Source organism: Agromyces sp. NPDC056965 (genome assembly GCF_042673425.1).
In the GTDB taxonomy this organism is placed as follows: domain Bacteria; phylum Actinomycetota; class Actinomycetes; order Actinomycetales; family Microbacteriaceae; genus Agromyces.
In genome coordinates this window covers 32,790-49,259 of sequence record NZ_JBHURI010000013.1, presented here as the reverse complement: position 1 = coordinate 49,259, position 16,470 = coordinate 32,790, and the positions used below count along the sequence as shown (strand labels likewise).

Annotated in this window: 17 protein-coding genes; 7 read left to right on the top strand and 10 right to left on the bottom strand. The window is 70.1% G+C overall.

Going from position 1 to position 16,470, the window contains the following annotated elements:
- Positions 1-3: 3 nt before the first annotated feature.
- The gene (locus ACFTQE_RS05165; RefSeq protein ID WP_376924059.1) at positions 4-396 is read right to left on the bottom strand and encodes a DUF4267 domain-containing protein; all 393 of its coding nucleotides are present in this window, start codon (positions 394-396) and stop codon (positions 4-6) included.
- A gap of 88 nt (positions 397-484) precedes the next feature.
- Between ACFTQE_RS05165 and ACFTQE_RS05160 the strand changes: the two genes are divergently transcribed.
- Complete coding sequence (locus ACFTQE_RS05160; protein WP_376924058.1) at positions 485-1,030, top strand: TetR/AcrR family transcriptional regulator; 546 nt, start codon at positions 485-487, stop codon at positions 1,028-1,030.
- A 32-nt stretch (positions 1,031-1,062) separates the two neighbouring features.
- Here ACFTQE_RS05160 and ACFTQE_RS05155 read toward each other — a convergent pair whose 3' ends face one another.
- Complete coding sequence (locus ACFTQE_RS05155; RefSeq protein ID WP_376924057.1) at positions 1,063-1,977, bottom strand: alpha/beta hydrolase family protein; 915 nt, start codon at positions 1,975-1,977, stop codon at positions 1,063-1,065.
- Positions 1,978-2,057: 80 nt separating this feature from the next.
- Here ACFTQE_RS05155 and ACFTQE_RS05150 point away from each other — a divergent pair, with 80 nt between their 5' ends.
- On the top strand, positions 2,058-2,717 hold the full coding sequence (locus ACFTQE_RS05150) for a TetR/AcrR family transcriptional regulator (protein WP_376924056.1): 660 nt from the start codon (positions 2,058-2,060) through the stop codon (positions 2,715-2,717).
- Positions 2,718-2,751: 34 nt separating this feature from the next.
- Here the strand turns inward: ACFTQE_RS05150 and ACFTQE_RS05145 are convergent, their stop codons facing one another.
- A complete protein-coding gene (locus tag ACFTQE_RS05145) occupies positions 2,752-3,540 on the bottom strand; it encodes a hypothetical protein (protein ID WP_376924055.1) in 789 nt (262 codons plus the stop codon).
- A gap of 4 nt (positions 3,541-3,544) precedes the next feature.
- Positions 3,545-4,378: a FadR/GntR family transcriptional regulator gene (locus ACFTQE_RS05140; RefSeq protein ID WP_376924054.1), complete on the bottom strand. Its 834-nt coding sequence runs from the start codon at positions 4,376-4,378 to the stop codon at positions 3,545-3,547.
- A 106-nt stretch (positions 4,379-4,484) separates the two neighbouring features.
- Between ACFTQE_RS05140 and ACFTQE_RS05135 the strand changes: the two genes are divergently transcribed.
- The 4 genes from ACFTQE_RS05135 (at position 4,485) to ACFTQE_RS05120 (ending at position 8,626) form a co-directional block, all read left to right on the top strand.
- Positions 4,485-5,579, top strand: a complete 1,095-nt coding sequence (locus ACFTQE_RS05135) for an ABC transporter ATP-binding protein (protein ID WP_376924053.1) — start codon at positions 4,485-4,487, stop codon at positions 5,577-5,579.
- A 54-nt stretch (positions 5,580-5,633) separates the two neighbouring features.
- Complete coding sequence (locus ACFTQE_RS05130) at positions 5,634-6,812, top strand: ABC transporter substrate-binding protein (protein ID WP_376924052.1); 1,179 nt, start codon at positions 5,634-5,636, stop codon at positions 6,810-6,812.
- 69 nt (positions 6,813-6,881) lie between these two features.
- Entirely contained in the window at positions 6,882-7,814 is a 933-nt protein-coding gene (locus ACFTQE_RS05125) for an ABC transporter permease (protein ID WP_376924051.1), read from the top strand.
- A gap of 11 nt (positions 7,815-7,825) precedes the next feature.
- Positions 7,826-8,626 carry an ABC transporter permease gene (locus tag ACFTQE_RS05120; RefSeq protein WP_376924050.1) on the top strand — a complete coding sequence of 267 codons (801 nt, stop codon included), beginning with the start codon at positions 7,826-7,828 and terminating at the stop codon, positions 8,624-8,626.
- 107 nt (positions 8,627-8,733) lie between these two features.
- Here the strand turns inward: ACFTQE_RS05120 and ACFTQE_RS05115 are convergent, their stop codons facing one another.
- Positions 8,734-9,501 (bottom strand): MarR family winged helix-turn-helix transcriptional regulator, encoded by a 768-nt coding sequence (locus ACFTQE_RS05115; protein ID WP_376924049.1) that lies wholly within the window; start codon positions 9,499-9,501, stop codon positions 8,734-8,736.
- 173 nt (positions 9,502-9,674) lie between these two features.
- Between ACFTQE_RS05115 and ACFTQE_RS05110 the strand changes: the two genes are divergently transcribed.
- Positions 9,675-10,379: a MarR family winged helix-turn-helix transcriptional regulator gene (locus tag ACFTQE_RS05110; protein WP_376924048.1), complete on the top strand. Its 705-nt coding sequence runs from the start codon at positions 9,675-9,677 to the stop codon at positions 10,377-10,379.
- Between the two features lie 72 nt (positions 10,380-10,451).
- Here the strand turns inward: ACFTQE_RS05110 and ACFTQE_RS05105 are convergent, their stop codons facing one another.
- From ACFTQE_RS05105 to ACFTQE_RS05085, 5 genes are all read right to left on the bottom strand, one after another.
- The gene (locus ACFTQE_RS05105; RefSeq protein WP_376924047.1) at positions 10,452-11,573 is read right to left on the bottom strand and encodes an ABC transporter ATP-binding protein; all 1,122 of its coding nucleotides are present in this window, start codon (positions 11,571-11,573) and stop codon (positions 10,452-10,454) included.
- Positions 11,570-12,601 carry an ABC transporter permease gene (locus ACFTQE_RS05100; protein ID WP_375836113.1) on the bottom strand — a complete coding sequence of 344 codons (1,032 nt, stop codon included), beginning with the start codon at positions 12,599-12,601 and terminating at the stop codon, positions 11,570-11,572. The genes ACFTQE_RS05105 and ACFTQE_RS05100 overlap by 4 nt, the downstream gene beginning before the upstream one ends.
- A gap of 1 nt (position 12,602) precedes the next feature.
- Positions 12,603-13,583: an ABC transporter permease gene (locus ACFTQE_RS05095; RefSeq protein WP_375836112.1), complete on the bottom strand. Its 981-nt coding sequence runs from the start codon at positions 13,581-13,583 to the stop codon at positions 12,603-12,605.
- On the bottom strand, positions 13,580-14,665 hold the full coding sequence (locus ACFTQE_RS05090; RefSeq protein WP_376924046.1) for an ABC transporter ATP-binding protein: 1,086 nt from the start codon (positions 14,663-14,665) through the stop codon (positions 13,580-13,582). Before ACFTQE_RS05090 ends, ACFTQE_RS05095 begins: the two co-directional genes overlap by 4 nt.
- A 97-nt stretch (positions 14,666-14,762) precedes the next feature.
- Positions 14,763-16,427, bottom strand: coding sequence for an ABC transporter substrate-binding protein (locus ACFTQE_RS05085; RefSeq protein ID WP_376924045.1), 1,665 nt, complete (start codon positions 16,425-16,427; stop codon positions 14,763-14,765).
- Between the last annotated feature and the right edge of the window lie 43 nt (positions 16,428-16,470).

The following is a 16,470-nucleotide window of genomic DNA, read 5'->3' as shown; positions in this document are numbered from 1 at the left end:
GCGTCAGAGGAACAGCAGCACGGCGGCGACGATCATCACCGCCGCAGTCGAGGCGTGGACGCCGAGGGCGATCGCGAGCCGCCCGTTGTTGCGGATGATCATGAGCGCGTCGCCGATCGGGATGAGCGCCTCGACGAGCAGGATGACGGCCGCAGCAGCCGGCCCGAAGCAGACGAGCATCGCGACGACGACGAGCCCGGAGACGATGTCGCGCGGTCCCTTGATGTGCTGCCATGGGGTCGTCTCGGGCGTGATCGCGCTCGTGAAGCCGAAGCCCTTCGCGGTCGCGGTCGGCGCGACGAGGTACGAGATGCCGACGTAGACGATGCCGGCGGCGACCACGAGGGCGAGGGAGGCGCCGATCCAGGTCGCGGGGGTGAACTGTGCGAGGTCCATTTGATTCCTTTCGCTGAAAGATTTATTGCGACGCTAGCATTCCTTTCGATCGAGCGATAGTCTCGGTTTCGTGGCAACGAGTGAACGAATGGCGCGGCGACGAGAGCAGCGGCGGGGTGCGATCCTCGCGGCGGCCCGCGAGTTCGCAGAGGCCGAGGGCTGGCCCGCGGTCACGTCGCGACGCCTCGCCGATGCGATCGACTACACGCAGCCGGTCATCTACTCGCACTTCGAGTCGATGGACGCCGTGATCGACGCCGTCGCGGTCGAGGGATTCGGCGAGATCGCCGACGCGCTCGCCCGGGCTCGTGCGAGCGCGTCCCGGCCCGAACAGGCGCTCGAGGCGCTCAGTCGCGCCTACCTGGGGTACGCCGCGGCGCATCCCGCCATGTACGACGCGATGTTCGTGCGGGGCACGGGGCTCGCATTCGCCGAGGAGCGCACGCTGCCGCAACTCGTCGCGGGCTTCTCCGAGATCCGCGCGGCGGTGCAGCCGTTCACCGAGAACCCCGACACGCTCGCCGAGGTGCTGTGGGCGAGCCTGCACGGCCTGACGATGCTGCAGCGCACGCGTCGCATCCCGGGCGACGGCGAGGATCGACTGGCCGCGCTGCTCGCGCTCATCACGAGCTGACGCGCTGACGAGCGGTCGGGCGGTGCCGCTCGTCAGGCGGTCGCGCGCGTCGCTTCGGGCTCGACGCTCGGCACGTCGCTCGGCACGTCGCTCGGGACCAGGAAGTCCATCACCGCGTCGAGCGTGATGTCGGCGCGGAGCACCCGGTTGTGGCTGAGGCCCTCGGTCGCGAGCAGCTGGGCGTTGCCGCGGTTGGCCTCGAGCAGGCGCTCCGACTCGGTGAACGGGATCCGCAGGTCGCCTCGATCGTGCACGAGCAGCAGCGGCGTGTCGGCGGGAAGCGGATGCAGCGCAGCCGAGTAGCGCTCGAACGGGTCGGGCTGCCCCGTGAAGTCGTGCGCGGCGTATCGCGCGGCGAGGGCGTCGCGAGTCGGCGCGTCGAGGCCGAGCATCGCGCCGAAGCCGTCGACGAAGATGCGCGGGTCGGCTGCGCTCGCGATGCCGACGACCCGGGTCGCGGGGGTTCCGTCGTGCACGGCCATGAGTGCGGCGAGCGACCCGAACGAGTGGCCGACGAGCGCGTGCCACGGCCCCTCGCGCCGGCTGAGCTCGCGGATGACGTCGAGGTGATCGACGACGTAGGTGTGGCGGCCGGGCGAATCGCCGTTCGCGGGACCGTCGAAGGCGAGCACCCGGAACCCCTCGCTGCGGAGCTCGCGAATGAGCGGGGCGAACATGCTGGCGCGGGACTGCCACCCGTGCGCGAGCAGCACCGTGCGCTCGCCCGCGCCCCACTCGTAGGTGACGACGTCGACGCCCGAGCCGCGGATGCCCGGGATGCGCACGGTGCCGCGACGAGCGGCGCGATGCGTCGCGAGGTCGGCGGCGACGACGGGTGCGCGCTTGCCGACGCGTCGGAAGAAGGGGAGCGCGACGGCCGCGCCGAGCTCGGGGGAGACGCGCGATGCGGCGCGCACTCCGGTGGCGATGGCGGATGCTGCTGGCATCGGGTCTCCTCGGATCGATTCAGTAACAATACGAACGGTCGTACGCATACTATACGAACGATCGTGCGTACAATCAAGGCATGATCGAGACGGATGGGCGACGGCTGAAGGGCGACGCGTCGCGGCGCCTCGTGCTCGAGCACGCCGTCGACCTCGCCTCGGTCGAAGGCCTCGACGGGCTCTCCATCGCGCGCCTCGCCGACGCCGCGCAGGTCAGCAAGAGCGGGGTCGCCACCCTGTTCGGCTCGAAGGAGCGCCTGCAGCTCGCCACCGTCGACACGGCGCGCCAGCGCTTCGTCGCGAGCGTCATCGAGCCGGCGCGGGTCGAGCCGCGAGGCATCCGCCGTATCGTCGCCCTGCTCGACGGCTGGATCGCCTACTCGCGCGGTCGCGTGTTCGCGGGCGGATGCTTCTTCGCCGGCGTCACCTCGGAGTTCGACACCAAGCCGGGGCCCGTGCGCGACGCGCTCGCCGCGGCCCTCGCCGAGTGGAACGGCTACATCGCAGCCTCGTTCGGCTACGCCATCGCCCAGGGCGAGGTCGGCGCCGACGAGGACCCGCAGCAGTTCGCCTTCGAGGCGACCGCGTTGCTCGATGCCGCCAACAACCGGTCGCTGCTGGGTGGCTCGAACCAGCCGTACGTCTTCGCGCGCCGTGCGCTCGTCGGCCGCCTGCGCGCCGCTGGGGCCGACGACGCGCTCGTCGCCCGGCTCGCCGACGTCGACGACCTTGCGGCCTGACGACCTCGCTGATCGGTGGCCGTGCCGCCCGGTCTCAGGCCGACGCGAACACGAGCGCGAGCGTCGTGTCGCCGCACGGCACGACGAACTGCCCGCCCGGCAGCACGCTCGCCGATGCCTGGCCCTGGTGCTCGTGCAGCGGCGCGAGCACCGAGGCGAGCCCGTCGAGCCGGAGCAGGGCTCCGGTCGCATGCCGTGAATCGGTCGAGGCGACGATGCGGCCCGACGCGTTCACGAGCGTGCACGGATGCCCCGACTCCCGCAGCACCGGCAGCAGCTCCTGCTCGAGGCGGGCGACGTACGCGTCGGTGCCCACGACTCCGGCCATCTCGCCGTCGACCATGACGGGGGTGGTGATCGTGACGGTGTAGTCGTCGGTGCAGAGGTAGTCGACGTAGGGGCCCGTGAGGTGCCGGGTGCCGGTGCGCGCCGGCGTGCGCCACCACTCGAGCGTCGTGTAGTCGCGGAACTGCTCGGCATCGGGATCGCTCACCGCGTCGAGGCGGCGCACGCCCCCGTCGGCGGCCGCGCGGAAGGTGTTGGTGCCGCTCAGCCACCACGCGAGGTGCCACGGCGCATCGGAGAGGAACCCGGGCGCAGCGACGAAGCCCGCACCCGTGATCAGCGCCCTGGAATCGTCGAGCGCCGGACGCACGAGCTTCGCGATGACGGGGTCGAGCGCGGCGGCGGTCGGTTCGGCCGCGACCGCGAGCCGGGCTTCGAGCACATCGCGCCAGGTGTCGATGAGCGCGAACAGCGGATCGATCGTGGCGGCGATGCGGTGGGCGATGGTGTCGGCTGCGTTGGCGACGGTGGTGGTCATGTCCTCACCCCTTCCGGTCTTCGGCACCCGGTGCCGGTTGCGGGCCCTGCTCGGGGGACTCGAGCCGAGCCTTCTCATCGATGAGCCACTCGGTGGCGGATGCGATGTGGTCGGTGGTCGCGCGGCGGGCGCGTGCCGGGTCGACCCCGCGGATCGCCTCGATCACCTCGACGCGTGCCTGCCTACTGCGGTCACGATACGCCTGTTCCCGCAGGCACAGCCAGAGCAGAGGGCCGGATTCCGCCTGCAGGCGGAGCTCCTCGTGCACGAGCCGGGGCGACTGGCTCACCGCGGCGATCTCGAGCTGGAACCTGCCCACCGCCCGCCGAGCGCCGCCGGGGGTGGCGAGGTCGGCACGGGCGTCGATCTCGACGAGGCTCGCGAGGTCGTCGTCGCTCGCGCGATCGGCGGCGACCTCGGCCGCCATCCCCGCGATCGCCGCGTAGTGCAGCGAGAGGTCTCGGAGCTCGATGCGGCTGAGCGAACGCACGCGCGCGTCGATCATGCGCATGGCGGCGTCGCGGTCGTGGGTGACGAAGCTGCCGCCGTCGCGGCCGCGTCGGGTGAGCACGAGTCCCTTGTCGCGAAGGGCGACGAGCGCCTCCCGAGCGGTGACCACGGCCACGCCCAGGCTCTTCGCGAGCTCGGATTCGCTCGGCAGGCGCTCGCCGTCGCGGAGCACGCCCGCGACGATCGCATCCGTCAGTCGCTGTTCGACGAGCTCGGCGCGTCCGGCGCCCTCGAGGGGGGAGAACACGACCGCATGCGTCGCGTCGGAGCGGCTGGTGGCCTGCGGCATCCGACCTCCCGTGCTCGTGTCGATGCTGATCTGTGACACGACCGTAACACGAGGGTCTGGACATTTACATCTGGAGTCATATGATTTGGAATTGACGAACATCTGGAACCAGATGATTGAACTTGTCAGCATCGAAGGAGATGTCATGACCCAAGCGCAGCCGGCGATCCGACTCACGGGGCTCACGAAGGAGTTCGGCGCCGTCACGGCCGTCGACCAGGTCGACCTCGAGATCGCGGCGGGCGAGTTCTTCTCGATGCTCGGCCCCTCGGGCTCGGGCAAGACCACGGTGCTGCGGCTCATCGCCGGATTCGAACAGCCCACCGGCGGGGCCATCGAGCTCTTCGGCGAGGATGTCACGAAGCGCGCCCCGTTCGACCGCGACGTGAACACGGTGTTCCAGGACTACGCGCTCTTCCCGCACATGAGCGTGCTCGACAACGTGGCCTACGGCCTGCGGGTGCGCGGCCTCGGCAAGAAGGAGCGCAACGAGCGCGCACGCCGCGCGCTCGCGAGCGTTCGGCTGGAGCAGCTGGCCGACCGCAAGCCCTCGCAGCTCTCGGGCGGCCAGCGCCAGCGCGTCGCCCTCGCCCGCGCCACGGTCGTCGAGCCGAAGGTGCTCCTCCTCGACGAGCCGCTCGGCGCCCTCGACCTGAAGCTCCGCGAGCAGATGCAGGTCGAGCTCAAGCAGATCCAGCGCGAACTCGGCATCACCTTCATCTTCGTCACCCACGACCAGGAGGAGGCGCTCACGCTCTCCGACCGCATCGCCGTCTTCAACGCCGGCCGGATCGAGCAGCTCGGCACCCCCGCCGAACTCTACGAACGGCCCGTCTCGCGCTTCGTCGCCGACTTCGTCGGCACCTCGAACCTCTTCGACCCCGAGCACTCGCTCGCCCTGCTCGAGCGCGTCGGCCATCACTCGCTGCGCCCCGAGAAGATGACGGTCGGCGCCGAGGCCCAGCACGGCGAGGGCGTCCGGAACGCCCCGGGCACCATCGTCGAGGCGATCTACCTCGGCAGCGGCGTCCGGCTCGTCGTCGACCTCGACGCCGGGCCCCGCGTGAGCGTGCTCGAGCAGAACGTGCGCGGCCGCGCGCACGACGACGAGCACGGCGACCGGGTCGTCGTCTCGTGGCACGACGGCGACGTGGTCGCGATCGACGGCACGGCCGTCGGCCCGCAGAACCCGACCCCGACCGCGTCGTTCGGCGCGATGCTGCCCGGCACCGCCGGCTGAGGCATCCCGGCTGAGGCATCCCGACTGCACCACCAAGAGAAACAGGAGAGAACCATGATGCGAATGCGGAACGCGCGACGAGGCGCGACCGTCGGACTCGCGATCGCCTCGATCGCGATGCTCACCGCCTGCGGCACCTCGGGCGGCGGAGGCGGCGGAGGCGACGAGGCCGCGACCGAGCTCGGCGAGATGGAGGGTCAGCTCTCGGTGCTCGCGTGGCCGGGCTACGCCGAGGACGGCACGAACGACCCGGCCGTCGACTGGGTCACGCCCTTCGAGGAGGACACCGGCTGCGAGGTCACGGTCAAGACGTTCAACACCTCCGACGAGGCCGTCAACCTGATGAAGACGGGCGACTACGACGTCGTGTCGGCCTCGGGCGACGCCTCGCTCCGGCTCGTCGCGGGCGACGACGTGCAGCCCGTGAACATGGAGCTGACGCCGAACTACGAGAACGTCTACGACTTCCTCAAGGACAAGGCGTGGAACACCGTCGACGGCGAGAACTACGGCATGCCGCACGGCTACGGCGCGAACCTGCTCATGTACAGCACGGACGTCTTCACCGAGGCGCCCACGAGCTGGGGTGTCGTCTTCGACGAGTCCGACGCCTACACCGGCAAGGTCACGGCCTACGACTCGCCGATCTACATCGCCGACGCGGCCATGTACCTCATGGCGACGCAGCCCGACCTCGGGATCGAGAACCCCTACGCGCTCGATGAGGAACAGCTCGCGGCCGCCGTCGACCTGCTGAAGACGCAGCGGGCGAACATCGGCGAGTACTGGTCGGACTACCTCAAGGAGATCCAGGCGTTCACGACCGGCGACAGCGTCGTCGGCACGACGTGGCAGGTCATCCAGAACGTCGCCGCGGCCGAGGGTGCACCGACCGACGTCACCGTCCCCGAGGAGGGCGTGACCGGATGGTCGGACACGTGGATGATCTCGTCGGGCACCGAGAACCCGAACTGCTCGTACGCGTGGCTCGACTACATCGCGAGCCCCGAGGCGAACGGCCAGGCCACCTCGTACTTCGGCGAGGCGCCGTCGAGCGACGAGGCGTGCGACTTCCGCGAGGACTGCGAGGCGTACCACGCCGGTGACGCCGCGTACGCGGAGAACATCTGGTACTGGACCACGCCGATCGAGGAGTGCATCGACGGACGCAGCGACGTGCAGTGCACCGACTACTCGGCATGGACCGAGGCCTGGCAGGAGATCAAGGGCTGACGCAGCCCGCCCTTCGGGGCGGCCCGTCCGCCGGGCCGCCCCATTCCCGCTCGACACGACAGGACACGCATGACGACGAACACCCGGGCGACCGCGCCCGCACCGGCGCGCCCCTCGGTTCCGCGCCCGCGGCGCACACCCGCGCGCGCGGCATCCGTCTTCCTCAGCACCCACCCGCGAACGAGGCTCGCGCTGCTGCTCAGCGCCCCGCTGTTCTGGCTCGGCGTGGTCTACATCGTGGCGCTCGTGCTGCTGCTCGTCACCGCGTTCTGGTCGGTCGACAGCTTCACCGGCGAGATCACGACCGAGTTCACGCTCGACAACATCGTCGAGGTCGTGACGGGATCGTTGTACCAGACCGTCACGCTGCGCACCCTCGGCGTGGCGCTCGCCGTCACGCTCATCGACGTGGCGCTCGCGCTGCCGATCGCGTTCTTCATGGCGAAGGTCGCGACGCCGCGGATGCGACGCGTGCTGCTCATCCTGGTGCTGACCCCGCTGTGGGCCAGCTACCTCGTCAAGGCGTACGCGTGGCGTTCCGTGCTCTCGCAGGACGGCATCCTCCAATGGCTCGTCGAACCGTTCGGCGGGGAGACGATCGGCTACGGGTTGCCGGCGACGATCATCACGCTGTCGTACCTCTGGTTGCCGTACGTGATCCTGCCCATCTACGCGGGACTCGAGCGGGTGCCCGACTCGTTGCTCGAGGCATCCTCCGACCTCGGTGGACGGACGTGGCCGACCATCCGCCTGGTCGTCTTCCCGCTCGTGCTGCCCGCGATCATCGCCGGAACGATCTTCAGCTTCGCGCTCTCGCTGGGCGACTACATCACGGTCAACATCGTGGGCGGGGCGAGCCAGATGCTCGGAAACCTCGTCTACACGAACGTGGGTGCGGCGAACAACCTGCCGCTCGCCGCCGCGATCGCACTCATCCCGATCGTGATCATCTTCGGCTACCTCTTCCTCGTGCGTCGCACCGGCGCCCTCGACAACCTCTAAGGGACGAACGCATGCGACTGTCGCGGCCTTTCCGCATCACCCTCGGCGTCATCACCACGGCGATCCTGGTCATCGTCTACGTGCCGCTGTTCGTCGTGCTCGTGAACTCGTTCTCGACGTCGACGTCGCTCACCTGGCCCCCGCCGGGGTTCACGCTCGAGTGGTGGGGCAAGGCGTTCCAGAGCGCCGGCGCCCTCGACGCGGTCGGCACGAGCGTCGCCGTCGCGCTCGTCGCGACCGCCGTCTCGCTCGTGCTCGGCACCCTCATCTCGCTCGCGCTGCAGCGGTTCGAGTTCTTCGGGCGCGAGGCGATCAGCCTGCTCGTGATCCTGCCGATCGCCCTGCCCGGCATCATCACCGGTATCGCGCTCAACAACTTCTTCCGCACGATCATGGGGGTGCCGCTCTCGATCTGGACGGTCGTGATCGCGCACGCGACCTTCTGCATCGTGACGGTGTTCAACAACGTGATCGCGAGGCTCCGCCGGCTCGGCCTCAACCTCGAGGAGGCGTCCGCCGACCTCGGCGCCGGCGTCTGGACGACGTTCCGACTCGTCACCTTCCCCCAGTTGCGCTCCGCCCTCCTCGCGGGCGGCCTGCTGGCCTTCGCGCTGAGCTTCGACGAGATCATCGTGACGACGTTCACAGCGGGCTCGGGGGTGACGACCCTGCCGATCTTCATCCTCAACAACATGTTCCGACCGAACCAGGCGCCGATCGTCTCGGTGATCGCGGTCGTGCTCGTGCTCGTCTCGATCATCCCGATCTACATCGCGCAGCGCCTCTCGGGTTCGGAGGCCGAGCGGCGCTGAGGCCGAGCGGCGCTGAGGCCGAGCGGCGCTGAGGTCGAGCGAGCGGATGCCGCGACAGACGAGGGACCCGCCGGTGGCGGGTCCCTCGTGGTGTGGATCGGTCCTGGTCAGGCGCGGTTGCGACCGCGGCCGTGACACTCGCGGCTGTGCCCCTCGGGGCCGTGGCCCTCGTGGCCGTGGTCGCCGTGCTCGCGCGGGTGGCCGTGCCGGTCGGCATCGCCGTGCACGTGCACGTGGACGTGCACGTCGGTGCGGGCGGCGCCGTGGCCGTGGCCGTGGCCGCAGCGGCCGTGGCTCTCGCCGTGGCCGCGGCCGTGCCCGTCGCCGTGCCCGCGACCGTGCCCGTCGCCGTCGCGCGGGCCGAAGCCCTCGCCGTGGCGGCGGCCGAAGCCCTCGCCGTGCTGACGGCGGCCGAAGCCGCGGCCGTGGCGACGCGGCATCCGCTCGCCTTCGACCCAGCCGAGCTCGCCGGCGATCGCCTCGAGCGAGGCCAGCGTGGTGGCGAAGTCCTCGGGGCTGACGGCGCCCGCGACCTTCGCCCGGAGCGTTGCGACGCGCTCCTGCAGTGAGGCGCGGGCGCTCTCGCCCGCCTCGGTCAGGCGCCAGGCGCGGGGCTCGCCCTCGACCCAGCCTCGCTCGACGAGGGGCTCGACGCGCTCGGGGCGCGCCGCGAGCCGCTCGCTCATGCGGGGGTCGGTGACGGTGCCCGCCACGAGGTTGAGTCGCCGCCAGTCGCGGCGGGTGATGCCCTCTTCGGCGAAGAGGTCGCGCATCGCCTCGTCGAGGCGGCGGTCGATGACCCGGAGCCAGAACCCGAAGGGGCGGGGGGTCGCGGAGTCGTCGTTGGTGTTCTGAGTGTTGTCGGGGGTGGTCATGGGTGTTCCTTTCGTGACGCGGTTGCGCGTCGGTGTCGCGGTCGGCACTGGAGGCTCGCCCGCTGAGGGCGGGTGCGCTCGGGCGGCGTTCGCTCAGACGGCGTTCGCACGGACCCGGGTGGAGCACCCGATCAATTGCATGCACTGTAGCATGTATATGTACAATGACATACATGAACGGATCGAGTCAAGTCCCTCCCGGAAAACACTCAGGGTCGGATGCCGCGGGCTCCGCCCCGAACGACCCGATCACGCTGATCGAGCAGGCCCTCGTCACGATGCGCCGCGACCAGGAGCGCCGACGGCTGCAGCGCAGGGCCGAGCACTTCGGCCAGGAGGGGCACGACGGGCACGGCGGCGACCACGGGCACGGGCGTCGCCCGGGGGAGCACCCTGGGCACCCGGAGCACGATGAGCACGGCGACCCGTTCGGGCACGACCATCGCGGCCACCGCGACGGCGGCCGCGGCGGCCCCGAAGGTTGGGGCGGGCGGGGTCGCGGACGCGGCTCAGGCGGCGGACCCGGCCGGCACGCACTCGCGCACGCGGCGCGCTTCCGCCTGCTCGACGCCCTCGCGGGCGCCGAGCACCCGCCGTCGGTGAGCGAACTCGCCGAGGCGATCGGCGTCGATCAGCCCCGCGCGAGCCGGCTCGTGCAGGCCGCGGTCGAGGCGGGCCACGTGCGGCGCGAGGCGGACCCGTCGGACGCCCGACGGAGCGCCCTCGTGCTCACGGCCTCCGGTCGGAAGCTGCTCGAGAGCGCCCGCGACACCCGCCGCGACGCGGTCGAGACCGCGCTCGCCGGATTCACGCCCGAGGAGACCGCCGAGTTCGCGCGCCTCCTCTCGCGCTTCATCGAAGCGTGGCCGCGCGACTAGAACGTCGGCGCTTCATCGCGGACCGGCCACGCGACGAGGCCGTCGCCGCTTCATCGCGGACCGGCCACCCCATCACTCGAGCGCGAGCTCCTCGGGCACCTCGACGGCGGGGAACCCCGCCGCCTCGACCCGGGCCGGGGCGTGCCGCAGGCACGCCACCGAGCGGCGCGGGTCGTCGTCGACGACGTCGGGACGCACGAGCTCGGGCGTCACCGTCGCGCACGCGTCGAATGCGAACGCGCAGCGGTCGCGGAACGCGCACCCACCGCCGAGCTTCGAGAGATCGGGCGGCGAGCCCGGGATGCCGGTCAGCTCACGTCGCGGTCCGCGCAGTGGCGGGAACGAGTGCAGCAGCGCCGACGAGTACGGATGCCGCGGCCGCTGGTAGACGTCGAGCGCCGCGGCATCCTCGACGATCTCGCCCGCGTACATGATGGCGATGCGGTCGGCGATCTCGATGAGCAGCGACACGTCGTGCGTGATGAAGATCACCGAGAAGCCGAGTCGCGCACGCAGCTCGGCGATCTGCTCGACGATCTGGCGCTGCATGACGACGTCGAGCGCGGTCGTCGGCTCGTCCATGATGAGCACCTGGGGGTCGAGCGCGAGCGCCATCGCGATCATGACGCGCTGCCGCATGCCGCCCGAGAGCTGGTGCGGGTACGAGCGCAGCCGGTCGGGCGAGATGCCCACGAGTTCGAGCAGCTCGGCCGAGCGCTCGAGCGCCTCGGTCTTCGATATGCCCGGCCGGTGCGCCATGATGCCGTCGGCGATCTGCCGGCCGATGCGGAACACGGGGTTCAGCGAGTTCATCGCGCCCTGGAACACGATCGCCATGTCCTGCCAGCGCGAGGCGCGCAGCTGCGCGTCGTTCAGCCGCAGGATGTCGGTCTTCGTGCCGTCGCGGTCGGTGAAGAGCACCTCGCCGCCCGTGATGAGCCCGGGCGGCGGCAGCAGCCGCGTGGCCGCATACGCCAGCGTCGACTTGCCGCAGCCCGACTCGCCCGCGAGCCCGAGCACCTCGCCGCGGCCGAGCGTCAGCGACACCTGCCGCAGCACGTGCACGGGGTCGTCGTCGTAGCCGTAGTCGACCGACAGGTTCCTGATCTCGAGTACCGGGTCGGATGCCGCTGCGGCACGCGTGCTCGCAGAGGCATCCGTCATCGTGGACGGGTCGAATGCGCCGGCGCTCATGCGCGGTCCTCCTTCGCTTCGTGCACGACGGGCGTGAACCCGATGCGGGGGCGGATGCCGCGCTTGCGCAGCGTCTTCGCGTTCATGCCGGTCGAGCGCAGGCGAGGGTTCACGAACTCGTCGATGCCGAAGTTGATGAGGGTGAGCCCCATGCCGAGCAGCGCGATGCAGAGCCCGGCCGGGATGAACCACCACCACGCTCCGCGCTGCAGGGCGAGCTGGCTCTGCGCCCAGAAGAGGATCGTGCCCCAGTTCCAGTCGCTGCCGGAGCCGATGCCGATGAACGCGAGGGTGATGAGCGAGAGCACGGCGAACGTCACGGTGCCGACGAAGCCCGAGGCGATGATCGCCGTGAGGTTCGGCAGGATCTCCCGCGTGATGATGCGCCAGGTGCCCTCGCCGTTGGCGCGGGCTGCCTCGACGAAGTCGCGTCGGCGCAGCGACAGGGTCTGGGCGCGCAGCACGCGCGCACCCCAGGCCCAGCCGGTCACGGCGATGACGACGGCGACCGTCAGCCCGCCCGCGCTCGGCAGCTGCCCGGCGATGATGATGATGAGCGGCAGCTGCGGAATGACGAGGAACACGTTCGAGAGCGCCGAGAGCGTCTCGTCGCCGACACCGCCGAGGTACCCGGCGGCGATGCCGACGATCACGCCGATGACGGTCGCGAGGATGCCGGCGACGAAGCCGACCACCATGACGCCCCGGGTGCCGACGATGAGCTGGGAGAGGATGTCCTGGCCGAGGTGGGTGGTGCCCATCCAGTGCTCCCACGACGGCGGTTGCAGCAGGTCGTCGCTCTGCGCACTCGGGTCGTAGGGGGCGATCCACGGCCCGATGATCGCGATGAGCGTGAAGAACCCGAGGATCACGAGACCGGTGACGGCCTTCGAGTTGCGGAGGAACAGGAACTTCGTCGGTCGTCGCCGGCCGGGCGTGCGCGCCGCGGAGACCACGCCGGTCTGCGGAGCCTGCGAGGGGATCGCGAGCTCGTTCGTCTCTTCGACGATGCTGGAGTCGATGGTCATCTCAACCCTCCTGTCGGGTGCGCGGATCGAGGACGACGTAGATGAAGTCGGCGATGATGTTGGCCACGAGCACGGCGACCGTGATGACGAGGAAGCAGCCCTGCATGAGGGGGTAGTCCTTCGCGTTCACCGCGTTGAAGAGCAGGAATCCGATGCCCTGGTAGGTGAACACCATCTCCATGATGAGCGTGCCGCCCACGATGAAGCCGAGCGAGAGCGCGAAGCTCGAGACCTGCGGCAGCACCGCGTTGCGGGCGGCGTAGCCGAACATCACGCGGCGCTCCGAGAGGCCCTTCGCGTGGGCGACCGTCACGTAGTCCTCGGAGGAGACGGTCACGACCATGTTGCGCATGCCGAGGATCCAGCCCGAGATCGAGGAGATCACGATCGTCAGCGCCGGCAGCGTGCCGTAGTAGATGACTGAGCTGACGAACTCCCAGTTCCAGCCGGGGATGAGCGAGCGGTCGTAGCTGCCGCTCGCCGGGAACCAGCCGAGGGTGACCGAGAAGACGAAGATCGCGATCAGGCCGAGCCAGAAGTACGGCACCGCCGAGAAGAAGGTCGAGATCGGCAGCAGCGAATCGGCCCAGGTGCCGCGGCGCCAGCCGATGCCCGTGCCGATGAGCGTGCCGATCGCGAAGCTCAGGATCGTCGCGATGCCGACGAGCCCGACGGTCCACGGGATCGCCTGCGCGATGACCTCGTTCACCGGCATCGGGAAGAAGGCGAAGGAGACGCCGAGGTCGCCGTGCAGCAGCAGGTTCCAGTACTCGACGTACTGGTCCCAGAGCGAGGACTCCTCGTCGAGGCCGAACATCGCGTAGAGCGCCTGCATCGCGTCGGTCGAGATCTTGCCCTGGTTCTTCGCGATGAGGGCCTTGACCGGGTCGCCCGGCAGCAGCCGGGGGATGAAGAAGTTGATGGTGACCGCGGCCCACGCCGTGATCGCGTAGAAGAACAGGCGTCGAGTGACGAACTTCACGGCGCCACCTCCGCGTCGGTGTCGAGCACCGCGTCGAGCGCGTCGGCGTCGAGGTGCGGGCGCTCGCCGAAGGCCTCGAGCACCGATCCGAGCTCGGGTCGGTCGGGTCGGTCGGAGTAGCCCCAGCACGCCGCCTCGCGGCCCTCGCCGACGGAGACGAGCGGCGGCACCTCGGTGCGGCACAGCTCGGTCGCGAACGGGCAGCGCGGGTTGAAGCGGCATCCGCTCGGGGGAGTCACGAGGCTCGGCGCCTCGCCGCGCGCGCCATGGGCGCGGGCCTCGAGGTCGTCGGGGTCGGGGGCCGAGCGCACGAGCAGCTGGGTGTACGGATGCTTCGGGTCCTGCGTGACCGACTCGCTGTCGCCGCTCTCGACGATGCGGCCGGCGTACATGACCATGGTGCGGTCGGCGAAGTAGCGGGCCGAGGCGATGTCGTGGGTGATGTAGAGGATCGCGATCTGCAGTCGGTCGCGCAGGTCCTTCAGGAGGTTCAGGATGCCGAGGCGGATCGAGACGTCGAGCATCGAAATCGGTTCGTCGGCGAGCAGCACCTCGGGGTCGGCGGCGAGCGCCCTGGCGATGGCGACGCGCTGTCGTTGGCCGCCCGAGAGCTCGTGGGGGTACTTGTCGATGTACCGCTCGGCGGGGGTGAGCTGCACGCGCTCGAGCAGTTCGTCGAGGGCGCCATCGAGCTCGGCCCCGCGCAGGCGGCCGCGATGGATGCGGAGGCTGCGGCTCAGCGTGTAGCGCACCGTGTTGACCGGGTTCAGCGAGCCGAACGGGTCCTGGAAGATCATCTGCACGCGCCCGACGTAGCGGCGGAAGGCGCGGCGGTGCTTGGCGGTCGCGTCGTCGCCGTGCAGCAGGATGCTGCCGCCGGTGACCGGCATGAGCTGGGCGAGGAGCCGGGCGATGGTGGACTTGCCCGAGCCGGACTCCCCGACGAGGGCGACGACGCGGCCGCGGTGCAGCTCGAGGTCGACGTCGTCGACGGCGTGCACCGCACCGCGCGAGCGGATGCCGCCGATCGGGAAGTGCTTCTGCAGTTTCACCGTCTGCAGGACGGGGGCTTCGTTGCTCATCGGATCACCTGGGGCTCGGGAAATCGGTTCGGGTCGACGCGGGTGCCGAGCCCGTCGTGGGAGTCTCCCTCGACGGGCTCGGCGTGCTCGCCTCGGGCTACTTCGTCGGCTCGAGCTTCGAGAGGATGAGCGCCGCCTGCGGGCCGGTGGGCTGCGGGTTGGCGTAGGGGTCCTCGTCGGTCGGGAAGCCGGTGTAGTTGACCGTAGAGTACTGAGCCACTGCCGGGCGCGACCAGAGCACGAGGCCCGGGGCGTCATCGACGAAGGCCTGCTGGATCGTCGCCATCGCCGCGTCGCGGGCGGCGTCGTCGGAGGCGCCCTTGAACGCTGCGAGGGCCTCGGTCACCGCGGCGTTGTCGTACCGGCCGAAGTTCCAGTTCGCGGTCTCGCCGAGCGGCACGTACGAGGCGCCGTCCATGATGTTCGAGTAGAGGTTCCACGGCGTCGAGCCGTTGTCGACCCAGTGCAGCGTCGCCTGGAAGTTGCCGAACGGGATGATGTCGTTGAACCACGTGTCCTGCACCGCGGGCTCGACGCTCGCGGTGGCCCCGAGCTCCTCGGCGCCCGCCTTGATGATGTCGAGCGCGCTCAGGTAGTCGCTCCAGCCCGCGGGGTTCGTGAGCACGAACGACACGGCCTCGCCATCGGGGTCGATGAGCTTTCCGGCCGAGTCCCACGTGTAGCCGGCGTCGGTGAGTACCTGCTTCGCGGCGTCGACGTCGACCGAGAGCTCCTCGCCCTGGAACTGCGGGGCGATGAACTCGTCACCGGTCGGCTGCGGTAGGCCCGTGACGTTCGAGATCGTCGGCCAGACGCCGTAGCCGGCCTTGGTCGAGATCTCCTCGCGGTCCATCGTGAGGTTCAGCGCCTGGCGGAATGCGACGTTGTCGAACGGCTTCGTCTCGTTGTTCAGGAACAGCACGTCGGCGCCGAAGCCGCCGCCGGCGACCTGGTGGAAGTGCTCGGGGTCCTTCGCGATGAAGGTGTTCTCGTAGTCGGGGATGAAGGTCCAGCCCCACTGCGCCTCGCCGGTCGTGAGCGCGGTCGTCAGGCCGTTGTTGTCGTTGAAGGTGTCGTAGCGCAGGGCGCCGACCTTGGGCTCTCCGCCCCAGTAGTCGGGGTTCGGCTTCAGCGACACCGACTGCGAGGTGAACGTGTCGAGCAGGAACGGCCCGGTGCCGATCATCTCGTCGTCGGTGAACTCCACCGGGTCGTCGACCTCGGCCCAGATGTGCTCGGGTACGATGAGCAGCTTGTAGAGCTTGTCGCGGTTCACGTACTGCGAGGTCGTGAAGTCCACGGTGACCTGGTTGCCGTCGACGGTGATGTCGCCGTACTGGTCGGGGAAGTCGGTGTTGAGCGCGGGCGTGTCCTTGCGGAGCTGGATCGAGAAGCCGATGTCGTCGGCGGTGAAGTCCTCTCCGTCGGACCACTTGACGCCCTCGCGAGCGGTGATGATCGCCTGGGTCGAGTCCTCGTTCCACTCGACCGAGTCGGCGAGCCAGGGCGTCGGGTCGTCGGTGGGGTGCAGCTCGTTGATCTGCATGAGCGACTCGTAGACGACGAACGCGTAGCCGAGCGAGAGCGAGGCCGAGCCGGTGGCGAGCGGGTTCTGGTTCGGTGCCTGCGGGCCGTTGGGCATGCCGACGGTCAGCACCTTGGTCGATCCGCCGCTGTCGCCGCCCGAGTCCGCGCTGCAGCCCGTGAACGCCAAGCCGGCGACGACCAGTACGGCGCCGGCGGCGAGGATGCTCTTTCTCATGAGAATGCCTCCTTGCATTTCTGTTGTGTGTGGTGCCTTGGAT